The 13,734-nt window shown below is 66.8% G+C and carries 16 protein-coding genes; 11 read left to right on the top strand and 5 right to left on the bottom strand.

All coding sequences use genetic code 11. The features are described 5' to 3' along the window. Positions 1–7 precede the first annotated feature (7 nt). Together V9L20_RS22860 and V9L20_RS22855 are read left to right on the top strand one after the other, a co-directional pair. The gene (locus tag V9L20_RS22860; RefSeq protein WP_337298359.1) at positions 8–967 is read left to right on the top strand and encodes a 3-hydroxyacyl-CoA dehydrogenase NAD-binding domain-containing protein; all 960 of its coding nucleotides are present in this window, start codon (positions 8–10) and stop codon (positions 965–967) included. A gap of 2 nt (positions 968–969) precedes the next feature. Then, a complete protein-coding gene (locus V9L20_RS22855) occupies positions 970–2,778 on the top strand; it encodes a feruloyl-CoA synthase (RefSeq protein WP_337298358.1) in 1,809 nt (602 codons plus the stop codon). Between the two features lie 4 nt (positions 2,779–2,782). On the opposite strand, the gene V9L20_RS22850 is transcribed toward V9L20_RS22855, so the two are convergent. Continuing rightward, a complete protein-coding gene (locus tag V9L20_RS22850) occupies positions 2,783–4,129 on the bottom strand; it encodes a hypothetical protein (protein WP_337298357.1) in 1,347 nt (448 codons plus the stop codon). A gap of 84 nt (positions 4,130–4,213) precedes the next feature. Here V9L20_RS22850 and V9L20_RS22845 point away from each other — a divergent pair, with 84 nt between their 5' ends. The 5 genes from V9L20_RS22845 (at position 4,214) to minE (ending at position 8,073) form a co-directional block, all read left to right on the top strand. Then, on the top strand, positions 4,214–4,636 hold the full coding sequence (locus tag V9L20_RS22845; protein ID WP_258503206.1) for a hotdog fold thioesterase: 423 nt from the start codon (positions 4,214–4,216) through the stop codon (positions 4,634–4,636). Between the two features lie 98 nt (positions 4,637–4,734). Continuing rightward, entirely contained in the window at positions 4,735–6,021 is a 1,287-nt protein-coding gene (locus V9L20_RS22840; RefSeq protein WP_258503205.1) for a solute carrier family 23 protein, read from the top strand. A gap of 121 nt (positions 6,022–6,142) precedes the next feature. After that, positions 6,143–6,919 carry a septum site-determining protein MinC gene (gene minC, locus V9L20_RS22835; RefSeq protein WP_337298356.1) on the top strand — a complete coding sequence of 259 codons (777 nt, stop codon included), beginning with the start codon at positions 6,143–6,145 and terminating at the stop codon, positions 6,917–6,919. Positions 6,920–6,975: 56 nt separating this feature from the next. After that, complete coding sequence (gene minD, locus V9L20_RS22830) at positions 6,976–7,791, top strand: septum site-determining protein MinD (protein WP_337298355.1); 816 nt, start codon at positions 6,976–6,978, stop codon at positions 7,789–7,791. 3 nt (positions 7,792–7,794) lie between these two features. Beyond that, positions 7,795–8,073 (top strand): cell division topological specificity factor MinE, encoded by a 279-nt coding sequence (gene minE / locus V9L20_RS22825; RefSeq protein ID WP_126746603.1) that lies wholly within the window; start codon positions 7,795–7,797, stop codon positions 8,071–8,073. Between the two features lie 51 nt (positions 8,074–8,124). Here minE and V9L20_RS22820 read toward each other — a convergent pair whose 3' ends face one another. After that, on the bottom strand, positions 8,125–9,054 hold the full coding sequence (locus tag V9L20_RS22820; protein WP_337298354.1) for an alpha/beta hydrolase: 930 nt from the start codon (positions 9,052–9,054) through the stop codon (positions 8,125–8,127). 206 nt (positions 9,055–9,260) lie between these two features. Next, a complete protein-coding gene (locus tag V9L20_RS22815; RefSeq protein WP_337298353.1) occupies positions 9,261–9,863 on the bottom strand; it encodes a TetR/AcrR family transcriptional regulator in 603 nt (200 codons plus the stop codon). 206 nt (positions 9,864–10,069) lie between these two features. On the opposite strand from V9L20_RS22815, the gene V9L20_RS22810 reads away from it, so the two are divergent. Further along, entirely contained in the window at positions 10,070–11,014 is a 945-nt protein-coding gene (locus V9L20_RS22810) for a CysB family HTH-type transcriptional regulator (RefSeq protein WP_337298352.1), read from the top strand. A 114-nt stretch (positions 11,015–11,128) separates the two neighbouring features. Then, the gene (locus V9L20_RS22805) at positions 11,129–11,389 is read left to right on the top strand and encodes a hypothetical protein (protein ID WP_126746599.1); all 261 of its coding nucleotides are present in this window, start codon (positions 11,129–11,131) and stop codon (positions 11,387–11,389) included. A 103-nt stretch (positions 11,390–11,492) separates the two neighbouring features. Here the strand turns inward: V9L20_RS22805 and V9L20_RS22800 are convergent, their stop codons facing one another. Then, the gene (locus V9L20_RS22800) at positions 11,493–11,951 is read right to left on the bottom strand and encodes an RcnB family protein (protein ID WP_337298351.1); all 459 of its coding nucleotides are present in this window, start codon (positions 11,949–11,951) and stop codon (positions 11,493–11,495) included. Between the two features lie 221 nt (positions 11,952–12,172). Between V9L20_RS22800 and V9L20_RS22795 the strand changes: the two genes are divergently transcribed. Further along, positions 12,173–12,355, top strand: a complete 183-nt coding sequence (locus tag V9L20_RS22795; RefSeq protein WP_126746597.1) for a hypothetical protein — start codon at positions 12,173–12,175, stop codon at positions 12,353–12,355. A 56-nt stretch (positions 12,356–12,411) separates the two neighbouring features. Continuing rightward, positions 12,412–13,050, top strand: coding sequence for a GDSL-type esterase/lipase family protein (locus V9L20_RS22790; RefSeq protein ID WP_337298350.1), 639 nt, complete (start codon positions 12,412–12,414; stop codon positions 13,048–13,050). A 9-nt stretch (positions 13,051–13,059) separates the two neighbouring features. Here V9L20_RS22790 and V9L20_RS22785 read toward each other — a convergent pair whose 3' ends face one another. Then, a complete protein-coding gene (locus tag V9L20_RS22785) occupies positions 13,060–13,581 on the bottom strand; it encodes a class IV adenylate cyclase (RefSeq protein ID WP_337298349.1) in 522 nt (173 codons plus the stop codon). Between the last annotated feature and the right edge of the window lie 153 nt (positions 13,582–13,734).

Here is a 13,734-nt window from a genome sequence, read left to right as displayed (position 1 = left end):
GATGCGGATGGAACCGACTCTCCGACCTGCGGAAATCCCTCAGCGCGTGGCGGTGGTCGCCACCGGCGTCATCGGCGCCAGCTGGGCCGCCTTTTTCCTGGCGAAGGGCCTGGACGTGGACGCCACCGACCCCTCGCCCGATGCCGAGGCGCGGCTGCGCGCGGCGGTGGCCGCGCATTGGCCGACGCTCGAACGCTTCGGCCTGGCTAGAGGGGCTTCGGCCGGACGGCTGCGCTTTCATGCACGGCTTGAAGATGCGGTAGCAAAGGCCGACTTCGTGCAGGAGAGCGGCCCCGAGCGGCTGGACTTCAAGGTCGACCTGTTCCGGCGCATGGACGAGGCCGCGCCGGCCCACGCCATCCTGGCGTCGAGCTCTTCAGGGCTGGCCATCAGTGCGGTGCAAGCCGAATGCAAGCACCCGGAACGCGTGGTGCTGGGCCACCCGTTCAACCCGCCGCACCTGATTCCGCTGGTGGAAGTGGTGGGCGGCGAGCGCACTTCGGCCGAGACCATCGAACGCGCGATGGCTTTCTATGCCGCTATCGGCAAGCGGCCGATCCACGTGAAGCGCGAGGTCAAGGGCCACATTGCCAACCGGCTGCAGGCCGCGCTCTGGCGCGAGGCATTTCACCTGGTCGACGAAGGCGTGGCCAGCGTGGCCGACATCGACACCGCCATTGCGCACGGCCCCGGCTTGCGCTGGGCCGTGATGGGCCCTTTCATGAACCTGCACCTCTCGGGTGGCGCGGGCGGCATCGAGCATGTGCTCGCCCATCTGGGCGGATCGATCGAGGACTGGTGGAAGGACCTCGGCGCGCCGTCGATGACGGAAGAGCTCAAAGAGAAGGTGGCCGAGGGCGTGGCCGAAGAACTGGGTTCGCGGCGCGTGGCCGACCTCGAAGCCGCCCGCGACATCCTGCTGTTGAACCTGATTCGCGCCAAAGCCGATACCGGCAGACTCGACTAGAAATGACCGACGACGACTTCCTCCTAGACGAGAGCCAGATCGCCCCGCCCCGCACGGTGCGCATCGACTTCGACGACGGCTCCTTCGCGCTGCGTTCGCCGATGGCGCTCAAGCCCTATGAGCGCTGCATCGGCGAATGGATCGAGCGCTGGGCGCGGGAAACGCCCGATGCGCTGGCTTTCGCGGAGCGCGACGAGAGCGGCGAAGGCTGGCGCAAGCTCGACTACCGCGCGCTGCGCCAGGCCGTGGGCGCGGTGGCACAGGCGCTGCTCGACCTGGAGCTGCCCGAGGGCAAGCCCATCGCGATCCTTTCGGACAACTCGATCGACCATGCCGTGCTGATGCTCGCGGCCATGCACATCGGGCGCACGGCCTGCTCGCTGTCGAGCGCTTACTCGCGGATGGCCAAGGACCCGTCGCGGCTGCACGGCATGCTGCAGGCGCTGCAACCGGCATTGATCTATGCATCGGATGCCAAGGTGTACGGCGGCGCGCTCGCGGGCTCCGGCGTGGAGGCGGTTGCCGTGTTCAGCCGCAATGCCGACGCGCATGCCGGCGCCCTGCCCTTCGCGCAACTGCTGCAGGCCAGCGAAACGCCGGCCGTGATGCAGGCCTACCAGGCCGTGCTGCCCGACACCCACGCCAAGTACCTGCTGACCTCGGGCTCCACCGGCAAGCCCAAGGTGGTGATCAACACCCATCGCATGCTGTGCGCCAACCAGCAGATGATGGCGCAGACCTGGCGCTTCCTCACGCAGGAAAAACCGGTGCTGGTCGACTGGCTGCCCTGGAGCCACACCTTCGGCGCCAACCACAACCTGAACATGGTGCTGTGCCACGGCGGCGCGCTCTACATCGACGAAGGCCGGCCGGCGCCGGGGCTCATCGAAAAGACCGTGCGCAACCTGCGCGAGGTGAAGCCCACGCTGCTGTTCAACGTGCCGCGCGGCTTCGACATACTGCTGCCTTTTCTCGAAGCGGACGACGCGCTCGCGGCCGAGGTGTTCTCGCGGCTGCGGCTGGCCTTCTACGCGGCGGCGGCGCTCGCGCCGTCGACGTGGCAGCGGCTCGAGGCAGTGGCCAAGCGCGTGCGGCCAGAGCGGCCGCTGTGGCTTACCACCTCGTGGGGAGCGACCGAGACTTCGCCCGCCATCACGTCGGCGCACTGGAAGCTCGACGGCGCGGGCTGCATCGGCGCGCCGCTGCCGGGGCTGGAGCTCAAGTTCGTGCCCAACGGGCAGAAGCTCGAGATGCGCGTGAAGGGCGTTTCGGTGTTTCCGGGCTACCGCCATGCGCCGCGCGAAACGGCGGAGGTTTTCGACGACGAGGGCTACTACCGCATCGGCGATGCGGGCTACCTGGCCGATGCCGACCGGCCCGAACGTGGCGTGGTCTTCAACGGCCGCGTGGCCGAAGACTTCAAGCTCTCGAGCGGCACCTGGGTATCGGTGGGTACCCTGCGCGTCAAGCTGGTGTCGATGCTGGCGCCGCATGTGCAAGACGTGGTGCTTACCGGCCATGACGGCGACGAGATCGGCATGCTGGTGTTTGCCGCTCCCCAGGCTGCGCCGCAGGCCCTGGCCGCGCGGATCGCCGACGTGCTGCGCACCCTGCGCGATGAGGGCGCGGGATCTTCGCAGTGCCCCACGCGCGCGCTGGTGCTCACCGAGCCGCCGAGCCTCGATGCGGGCGAGATCACCGACAAGGGCTACATCAACCAGCGCGCAGTGCTCACGCGCCGCGCGGCGGACGTGGCACGGCTGCATGCCGGAGCGCACCACGACCTGCAGGTGATACGCCCGCGCGATTGAAACGTCAGCGTGCAGCCGCCGGTGGCCTGGTGGTCCGCGGCGGCGGGGCTTTTTTCTTCTTTGCGGGCTCTTCGGCGCCAAACAGCTTTTCCACCTGTTGCCCCACGCGCGCGCCGATGGCCGTGCCCACGCCCGGCAGCACCGCGGTGCCGACCGCGGCGCCGGCCAGCGCGCCGCCGGTCAGCGAAATCTCGGGATTGCTGGCGGTGCCGCCGATCTTGAGCGGCATGCCCACCACGCCGTCGACGATATCGACGGCCAGCTCGCCGTCCAGCTTGCGGTTGAAGAACCGCAGGTTGCCGCTGGCGGTGAGCACGCCCGAGCGCGCCTTGAGGTTGGTGTAGCGCAGCACGATGCCGTCCTCGGTGCCCTGGGTGTCGAGAGTGCCGGTGAGCTCGTCGAGCGGCGTGGTGCCGCTGCGATCGGTGCCGGCGGTGAGCACCGTCTTGGCCAGGTCCAGCCCGGTGAGCGTCGCGGGGCGCACCGAGAAGGTCGTGCGAGTGTGCAGGCTGCGAATCAGCGCGCCCAGTTCGTCGGCCTCGGCCACCAGCCGGGAATAGCCCGACACCTTGCCCGACACCGCGGTGCGCCGGCCGAAGGCTTGCACCAGGCCTTCGAGGTCGACTTGGCGCGGCTCGAGTTCGGCGGACAGGCGCAGCCTGTCGTCCGGCAGCGTTTCGAGCAGGGTGACGCCGTTCCACGTGCCGCCGCCCACATCGATGCGGGTGCGCCACCGGTCCTGCCCTGCGGCGGCGCGGTCAAGGCGCAGCCGGGCGGGAGGCGATGCGCCGGCCCGTTCGAGCCGCGCCTGGCGCGGACGCCAGTTGGCGTCGAAGCTGATTTCGCCGTCGTAGGCCAGCGCAATGTCGCGCCGGTCGATCCAGACCACGTCGCGCCAGCGCAGCTTCTCCAGCGGCACCGGGGCCAGCGTCCAGGGCGCGGGCAGCGCGACGATATTGCCGCCCTCCTTCGGCTTGGGGCCCTTGCCGCGAAATGCGCGAAACGATTCACGCGGCAGCACCAGGCTTTCGATCTCGGCCTCGTCGACGGCAATCACCCGGCTCAGCAGCTCCCTGAGCTTGAGCTGCAGCGTGACGCGGCGCAGCGTGATCGGGCGGGGCTGGTCGGTAGACACATTGGAAAGCACGAGAACGGGTGCCGGCAGCAGCGCCCAATGCGCGCCGCCCACCTTCAGGCCGACGCCAAAGCGCTTCTCGAAGGCTTCGGAGATCCGGACGGCCACCTCTTCGTCGCTGGGCAAGCGGGTGCTCACCACCCACACGAGCGCCCCGGCCCCGAGCAGCAGCACCGCGGCAATGCCGGCAAGCCAGAGTCTGAGGGGGCGCTTCATCGCAGCAAGTTAGCACGCAAAGGAGACTGCCATTGTCAGCCGCCATCGCTATAGTTTCCAGCACATCCGTACTGGAGAAAACGAATGCGCATCTGGAAGAAAGAGATCTCGGTCGAAGAGCTGACCCGCAACCACATCGGCACCGCCGTTTCCACCCTGGGCATGGAATTTCTGGAGGTGGGCGACGACTTCATCCGCGCCCGCGTGCCGGTGGACGAGCGCACCCGCCAGCCCTACGGCATCCTGCACGGCGGGGTGTCGGTGGTGCTGGCCGAAACGCTGGGCTCGTGCGGCGCGCACTATTCGGCGCCGGAGGGCGACCGGGCGGTGGGCCTGGACATCAACGCCAACCACATCCGCGCCGCCACCAGCGGCTGGGTCACGGGCACCGCGCGGCCGGTGCACCGCGGGCGCACCACGCAGGTGTGGCAGATCGACATGACCAACGACGCGGGCGACCTGACCTGCGTCTCGCGCATCACAATGGCGGTGCTGCCGCCGCGCTAGCGACCAGACGCGCGCCCGGCACGCGGGCGGCAGCGGGCCGAAAAAGCGGCCGGAAGAAGCCCACAAGGCACATAAAACTACCGAGGAGATAACCACTCATGAGCAATCTATTCAGCTGGCGCGAAGTCGCCGCCACCGAGGGCAGCGTGGTCGCGCCCGACGAACGCCTGCCTTGGCTGCAGACCGGCGCCATGGGCGTGCAGCACGTCATTGCGATGTTCGGCGCCACGGTGCTGGCGCCCATCCTCATGGGCTTCAACCCGAACATCGCCATTTTGATGAGCGGCATCGGCACGCTCATCTTCTTCCTGGTGACGGGCGGCAAGGTACCCAGCTACCTGGGCTCGAGCTTCGCCTTCATCGGTGTGGTCATTGCGGCCACAGGCTACGCGGGCAAGGGGCCCAATGCGAACATTGCGGTGGCGCTGGGCGGCATCGTGGCCTGCGGGGTGATCTACATCCTCATCGGCGCCATCGTGCAGGCCGTGGGCACGGGGTGGATCGAGCGCTTCATGCCGCCGGTGGTCACCGGCGCGGTGGTGGCGGTGATCGGGCTCAACCTGGCGAGCGTGCCCGTCAAGAACATGGCGGCCGGCAACTTCGACGCCTGGATGCAGGCCGTGACTTTCCTCTGCGTGGGGCTGGTGGCGGTGTTCACGCGCGGCATGCTGCAGCGCCTGCTGATCCTGGTCGGGCTCATCCTGGCCACCGTGGTCTATGCGGCGCTGACCAACGGCATGGGCCTGGGCAAGCCGGTGGACCTGAGCGGCATCGCCAACGCGGCGTGGTTCGGCCTGCCGACCTTCACCACGCCGGTGTTCACGGCCAATGCCATGCTGCTGATCGCACCCGTGGCAATCATCCTGGTGGCGGAAAACCTCGGCCACCTGAAGGCGGTTACGGCCATGACGGGCCGCAACCTCGACCCCTACATCGGCCGCGCCTTCATCGGCGACGGCATTGCCACGGTGGTGAGCGGTGCCGCCGGCGGCACCGGCGTGACCACCTATGCCGAGAACATCGGCGTGATGGCGGCCACGCGCATCTATTCGACGGCGGTGTTCGTGGTGGCCGCGGTCATTGCGCTGGTGCTGGGCTTCAGCCCCAAATTCGGCGCGCTGATCCAGGCGATTCCGCTGCCGGTGATGGGCGGCGTGAGCATCGTGGTGTTCGGCCTCATTGCCATTGCGGGCGCCAAGATCTGGGTCGACAATCGCGTCGATTTCTCGCAGAACAAGAACCTGATCGTGGCCGCCATCACGCTGATCATCGGCACTGCCGACTTCACCTTGAAGTTCGGCGACTTCGCTCTGGGCGGCATCGGAACCGCCACTTTCGGCGCGATCATTCTTTACGCACTGCTGGGCCGATCGCGCAACGCCTGAGCCTTTTAAAAGTGAAACGCCGTGCAAGAAGTGTTGTGTCGGGTGATTGATGCGCGGGCCGGTCGCCGGCCCGAAGCCCGCGCCCGTTAGACTCCAACGCTTTTCGCACCGACGTTTTCCAATGGCCGATGTCTCCGCCGCGCGCACCAAGGCGGTTTTCGAATTCAAAAGCGCCACGCTGCCGCTGATTGCAGTGATCCTCAAGACGGCCGACCTGACCGTACTGGCCGAGGCACTCGATGCGCAACTGGCCGACTCGCCCGATTTCTTCGAGCAGGAGCCGGTGGTCATCGACCTGTCGCAACTCCAGGCCGACGAAGAGAGCGGCGAGGAACCCGCCGAGCTCGACTTTGCGGCGCTGCGCGGCCTGTTGGCGCGCCACCAGACGCAACCCATTGCGGTGCGCGGGGGCAACGACGCCCAGAATGCCGCGGCTCGCGCCGCCGGCCTCTCGCTGACGGCCATGCCGGTGGCGCCCGCGCCGCGCGCCCCGGCACCGCCGGCCGCTTCCCCGGCGCCCGCCAGCGAGGCGCCGCAGATCGTGCGCGAAGTGCCGGTGCCCGCCAACGGCACCCTGGTGATCGACAAGCCGCTGCGCTCGGGCCAGCAGGTCTACGCCCGCGGCGGCGACGTGGTGGTCACCGCGGTGGTGAGCTTTGGCGCCGAGGTCATCGCGGACGGCAACGTGCACGTGTACGCGCCGCTGCGCGGCAAGGCGATTGCCGGCGCGCGCGGCAACACCGAGGCGCGCATCTTCTCGACCTGCATGGAAGCGCAGCTGGTGGCCATTGCGGGCATCTACCGCACCAACGAAGTGCCGCTGCCCGACCCGGTGCTCGGCAAGCCGGCGCAAATACGCCTCGATGGCAAAAAACTAGTGATCGACGCGATTCCCTGACGGGCCGCGGCGAATCTTAAAAACCAACAACCGAATCGAAACAAGAAGGAATGGCCATGGCCAAAATTGTGGTGGTGACCTCAGGCAAGGGCGGCGTCGGCAAGACCACGACGAGCGCCAGCTTTGCGTCGGGCCTCGCGCTCGCGGGCAAGAAGACGGCGGTGATCGACTTCGACGTGGGCCTGCGCAACCTCGACCTGATCATGGGCTGCGAACGCCGCGTGGTGTACGACCTGATCAACGTGATCCAGGGCGAAGCCAACCTGAGCCAGGCGCTCATCAAGGACAAGCAGTGCGACAACCTCTTCGTGCTGGCTGCCTCGCAGACGCGCGACAAGGAAGCCCTGACGCAAGAGGGCGTGGAAAAGGTGCTGAACGACCTGGCCGCGATGGACTTCGACTACATCGTGTGCGACTCGCCCGCGGGCATCGAGACCGGCGCGATGATGGCCATGCACTTTGCCGACGAGGCGCTGGTGGTGACCAACCCCGAGGTATCCTCGGTGCGCGACTCCGACCGCATCCTGGGCATGCTGAGCAGCAAGACCAAGCGGGCGAAGGAAGGCGGCGACCCCATCAAGGAGCACCTGCTGATCACCCGCTACAACCCCAACCGCGTGGCCGGCGGCCAGATGCTTTCGCTGGAAGACATCCAGGACATCCTGCGCATCAAGCTGATCGGCGTCATTCCCGAATCCGAAAGCGTGCTGCAGGCGTCCAACCAGGGCGTGCCCGCCATCCACGACAAGGAAACCGACGTAGCCAAGGCCTACAGCGACGTGGTCGCGCGCTTCCTGGGCGAGGACCGCCCGATGCGCTTCGTCGATGCGGAAAAGCCGGGCTTCTTCAAGCGAATCTTTGGAGGCAAGTAGGCCATGTCCTTTTTCTCGTTCCTGCTCGGCGAAAAGAAGAAGACGGCCAGCGTCGCCAAAGAGCGGCTGCAGATCATCCTCGCGCACGAGCGGTCCAGCCTCAGCGGCAAGAAGCGCCCCGACTACCTGCCCGACCTCCAGCGCGAGCTGATGGCGGTGATCTCCAAATACGTGAAGATCAATGCCGAGGACATCAAGGTTCACCTGGAAAAGCAGGACGACCTGGAAGTGCTCGACATCAAGATCGAACTGCCCGACGCCTCGCCCACGCCGGCGCGCTGAGCGCCCGGCCGGCGGGAGGGCTGCCCGGCCCACACCGCCTCTGGCTTTCGGTCAGTCCCCACGCGCAACGAAGCGCGTCACCTGCTGGATCACGGCCTCTTCCTTGAGGATGCGGCGGTGCCCCAGCCCCTGCGTGGCCACCAGCTGCGCCCCCATGATCGCATCGCGGTAGGCCTCCGCATCGGCGAACCGGTTCACGCGGTCGTCGCGGTCATGCACGATGAGCGTCGGCTGCACGATACGCGGCCCGACGGCGGCCGGTTCGAGCTGCGCCATCAGGAAGCCTTCCTGCGCCTCGAACAGCCGCTGCATGGCGAGCCGCGTCTTCTCGCTCAGCCCGAAGGTGTGCGTGAAGTAGCGCGTGAATTCGCGCGCCGAAGCCGGTGGTGCGAGCAGCACCAGCCGCTCGGCGCGCAGGCCCTGCGCGGCGGCCACCCCGAGCGCGTTGGCACCCATCGAATGCGCGACCACGGCGCGAAGGGCATGGCCGTCTGCCACGAGCCTTGCCACCACGTACGAGATGGCACGCGCGAACTGCGGCGCGTTGCTCATCATGCCGGCGCTCCGGCCATGGGCCGGCAGCTCGAGCAGCACCGGCCGCAGGCCCGCACTGGCCACGGCCTCCGCCAGCGTCAGCATCTGCCCCGCGTGCCCGCCCCAGCCGTGCACCAGCAGCACGACGGGCGCGGATTCCGCGCCTGAATCCTGCGTGGCGAGGTGATAGAGCCCGAGGCTCGCGTTCTCGAAGCTCCAGGCTTCGCGCCGCCATCCGGCGCCGGGTGCCTGTGCGCGGTAGAGCCATTTGAGCGGCAGCGGCGTGCCGAAGATGCGATGGGCCGCCCGCACGCCCAATGCGGGCCAAAGGCGCTCCGACGTGGTCAGGCCGAGGCGCACCGCGCGCATCAGGCGACTGGGGCGGTAGTAGTTCGATTGCGCGGCATGCGCTGCCGCGGACGAAGAGGTGCTGCTGGTGCTCGTCATTCAATGGGCTCCCGCGTTCAGAACCAGACCCAGTCGTCGTTGCTGCGCGGCAGGCTGCGCAGCGCATCGCGGACGGTTTCGGCGCCGATGGCGCCCACATAGACAACGAGGCAGAGGGCAATGATCAGCATGGTGCTGCTCCTTTTTATCGCACGGTTGTGCGAAATTGATCCGAACAAAACGAAGAAGACGACCCGTCCGATGGCTCAGGCGCGGTAGCTGGAAAGAAGCCGCTGCCAGGTGCGCATGGCGCGGTCGGCGGCTTGTGGATCGCGCAGAAAGCGCGCGTCATGCAGGAGGCCGATGATGACGCCGTTGATTTCGCTGACCACCTGAGCGGCATCGGTGTCGGCCCGGAACTCGCCGGTTTCCACCGCCTGCAATACGGTGCGGCGCAGCGCGGCGCGCCAGCGCGTGACCTCGCTGAACAGCAGGTCGCGCAGCTCGCCTTCGCGGTCGTCGTACTCGAACGCGCCCGCCGTGTAGATGCAGCCGGTTTCGGCTTCGATGTCGCGGGTGCGGGCAATCCAGCGGTCGACGATGTCGTTGAGCCGTGCAAGGCCCTTGGGCTTTTGCATGGCGGGCACGAACACGTCGGCAAGGAAGCGGCGGCCGTATTCTTCGATGACCGCCTTCTGCAGCGCCTCGCGCGAACCCACGCGGGAGAACACGCCGCTCTTGGAAAGCGCCAAGCGGCTGGCCACCGCCTGCAACGTGATGGCTTCCAACCCCTCGGTCAACGCAACGTCCATCGCCGCACCGATGATGGCGGTGCGGGTGAGTTCGCTTTTCTGGGTCTTGGCGTCCATGGCACCTACTTTAGCACATGCGTGCGAAATTGCAAATCGGGCCTGCGGACGCAATACAGCAGGCCCGCAAAGATGATTTGCTCATGTGAAACCAACAAACGCATCGTTCCCCGCATAAGCGCTTCTGCCGAGAATCGCCGGGCGGTCCGCTGCGGGCCTGTCACCGTTTTCCCTCTCTCGTCCTCTCTCGGATCCCTTCGCGCCAGATGAACTTCCAACAACTGCGCTCGGTACGCGAGGCCGTTCGTTGCGGCTTCAACCTGACCGAGGTTGCCAACACGCTGCACACCTCCCAGCCGGGCGTGAGCCGGCAGATCCGCGAGCTGGAGGAAGAACTGGGCATCGAGTTGTTCGTGCGCGCAGGCAAGCGGCTTACCGGGCTCACGGAGCCAGGCGGCCATGTGCTGCCGATCATCGAACGCATGCTGATGGAGAGCAGCAACCTGCGGCATGCAGGACAGGAGTTCGTGGCGCAGCAGAGTGGCCTGCTCTCGGTGGCGGCCACGCACTCGCAGGCGCGCTATGCAATGCCGGTGGCGGTGCAGGAATTTCGCGCGCAGTTTCCCAACGTGAAACTGCACCTGCACCAGGGCTCGCCCAAGCAGATTGCGCAGATGCTGATCGACGGCGAAGCCGACGTGGGTATTGCAACGGAAGCGCTCGGCGATTACCCCCAGCTGGTGGCCCTGCCCTGCTACCGCTGGACGCACTCGGTGGTGGTGCCGCCGGGCCATGCGCTGCTCGACGCGCCATTGACGCTGGAGGCGCTGGCGCGCTTTCCGCTCATTACCTACGACACCGGCTTTACTGGCCGCTCGCGCATCGACGAGGCCTTTGCGCAGCGCGGGCTCTCGCCCAACATCGTGCTGTCGGCCATGGACGCCGACGTGATCAAGACCTACGTGCAATTGGGCATGGGCGTGGGCATCGTGGCCGGCGTGGCCTACGAGGCCGAGCGCGACACGCAGCTGCGCGCACTCGATGCGGGCCGGCTCTTCGGCATCAACCTGACCAAGCTTGCCGTGCGGCGCGGCAACTACCTGCGCAAGTACGTCTACGCGTTCATCGAATCGTTCGCACCCACGTTGACGCGAGCCGTCGTCGAAAAGGCTCTGGGCGGCGAAGCGAAGGGGTCGCACTACGAAATCTAGCGCGGATGCAACGTATTCGACGCTCCGAGCAACAGGTTTAAAAAAGAAGCATGAGGCTTCACACAGGGAGCGTACATTCGGGTTAATTCCTTGGCTTCCCGGAACGGATCAGCAATGGCATCGACCCCGCAGCAGCAACAGCAAACCAAGGCCGCCCTCAAGGCGGCCGACGCCGCCGAACGGCGTGAGCGGCTGAGACGGGCGTTGCCCGCCACCGTGGAGCTGCTGCAAAGCCGCCAAGCCGACCGCATCGACGACAGCGACATCGAAGCGTATGTGAGTCTTAACTGGCTCGAATGGCATGGCGGCGGCCTGCGGCTCACCATTACCGGGCGCAATGTGTGCGCCCAGTCGCTGCCCACCGTCACGGCCTGAGAGCTTCGCTCCTCGCAAAACGAAAAGACCGCCGCAGGAGGTTCCTGCGACGGTCTTCTCTTCATTCAAGCCCGCGCATGGCGAAGGCTTGAGCGCTTGGCGCTTACTGGTTGCCCACGATGATCTGCGCGATCAATCCGGTGGCAATGGCCGCGAGCACATAGTCGCCGCCCACACCCACCCACTGGTAGCCGCGGGGCGGCGCCTGCAGTTGATAGGCACGGTAGTCGTTCACCACGTAGTTGCGGCCACGGTACTCGTGGGGCACGCGTCCACCGCGGCGCCATTCGGTATGCGGTTGCGGATAACCGCGGCGGTCGAAGTGGCGGCCCGCACGATAGTCCTCACGGCTGTAGCGATCGCCGCGGTCACTGCGGTCGCCGCGCCGGTTGTCGTGCCGATCGAACTGGCGATGCTGTTGTTCATAGCGGCCATTGCCTCGGTCGTCGCCGCGGTCATGACCGCGATCGTGGCCACGGTCTTGCGCGAAGGCGCTTCCCGCGGCCATGCACATCGCGAGCGCCGCAGCAGCGACGGCCATGCTCTTTGACTTGATGATCATCTGGAACTCCTTCGTGTTGATGACGAGTCCATTGTCAGTGGCGCTTGTGTCTGCCCGGAGCACATCAGGTCGCCGTCAGGTGAAATCGCGTAAGCGCTGGTATCCGGGCGGCGCGTTGTCCTTCAATCCCGGTCTTGCATAGGTGATTTGCGCCGAGCGTGAGGGCTTTGGGGACAATGCAAATACAGATCATCAGGCGCTGGAGGCGCCATCAATCACATATGCGCGACAAGATCATCGGTGCCATCGGCGTAATCTGGGGTGGAGGCATGCTCCTGCGGTGGTTCATGACGGGCCCGCCCGCTGGCGTGGGCGGCTACGAGGGCGGCCAGACGGCCGTCGCGTTCCTGGGCGCCGTGATGGTGGTTGCCGGCCTGTACCGGTTCTTCAAACGTCCCGATTGAACGGGGCGGCGCATGTTCGCGGTTCCTCCTCGACTGCGTTTAAGCTCGCGCGCAGCATGAAGCGACGACACCTCCTCCACCTGCTGGCCGGCGCGCCCGCAGCCGCCCTCCTGGCCGCCTGCGGCAAGCGCAAGCCTTCCACCGCCGCGTTGAAATCGGATGCCCGCGTGCTCGCCCTGGGCGACAGCCTGACTTTCGGCTACGGCGCACCGCCCGGCGCGGCTTGGCCCGTGAAACTGGGTGAGCTCACCGGCTGGCAGATCGAGAACGCGGGCATCAACGGCGACACGTCGGCAGGAGCGCTGGAGCGTTTGCCGGCGCTGCTGGCCGCGGAAAGCTATGACGCGATCCTGATCGGCATCGGGGGCAACGACATGCTGCGCGGCGTGTCGCCCTCGGCCACGCGCGAGAACCTCGCGTCGCTTGTGAGCCAGGCACGCGCGCACACGCCTTATGTCGCGCTGCTTGCCACGCCGGCGCCCGATGCGATGCGCGCGGCTGTAGGCTCGCTGAGCGATGCACCGTTCTACGAGGAAGTTGCGAAGTCGGGGCAGGCGCTGCTGGTTGCCAATGTGTATTCGAGCGTGCTGTCGGACACGTCGCTGCGCTCCGATCGCATTCATGCCAACGCGCAGGGCTACGCCAAAGTCGCGGAGCAGCTCGCAAACCAGCTCAAGGCCGCGGGCTGGCGCTGACGACAGCGCTCAGGCGGCCTGCTGCAGCAGATCGACGTAGGCGCCCTGCACCAGTTGGTCGGACGCGATGCCGAGTTGCGCCATGAGCGCATGGGCCTCGGCCACACCAGCCTCGGCGGGTTCGCCTTCTTTCAGGACCACTTCAAGCTCGAGGAATTCGCCGAGCCCTTCCACACGGTCGAGGTGCACGCGCGTGCGGCCCACGATGAAGAGCCGGCGCTGCTTGCGCACACGGCCGGCCTGGCCCCAGGCAAGCGTGAGCGATTCGCGCAGCGTGTCGGGCGTGGTGGTGGGCGAGATCAAATAGAACGATTCCTTCGGGCCGCTGCTGTTCGCACGGCGATAGAAGATCAACTCGGCGCGATCGGGCGCGAAGGTGCGCAGCTTGAGACGGTCTGCGCTGTTCTCGCAGCGGAAGAAGGTGTCGTCCTGTGCGATTTCGATGGGTCCTGAATCGGCGAGTTGGGCTGCCAATTGGGCAACGCGTTCCACACTGTCGATGCGGGCCTTGATCTCTATGTTTCTTGCCATCTGTGGTTGATCGCTTTGTGCGTTATGGGGGGCTTTGTTCAGGGCGTCATTGTTCTTGGCGCTGCTGTTCAGGGCTTGTGCACAGGCCACCGGGTACTCCCCTCCGCGAATGTCCCCCGGGGCTGCGCCCCTCCTCCTTTATTTCGCTGCGTG

Origin of the sequence: Variovorax sp. CCNWLW225 (assembly GCF_037204045.1) — a bacterium.
Lineage (GTDB): Bacteria > Pseudomonadota > Gammaproteobacteria > Burkholderiales > Burkholderiaceae_C > Variovorax.
Note: the sequence above shows the minus strand (reverse complement) of the source record. Positions and strands in the feature narration are given on the sequence as shown.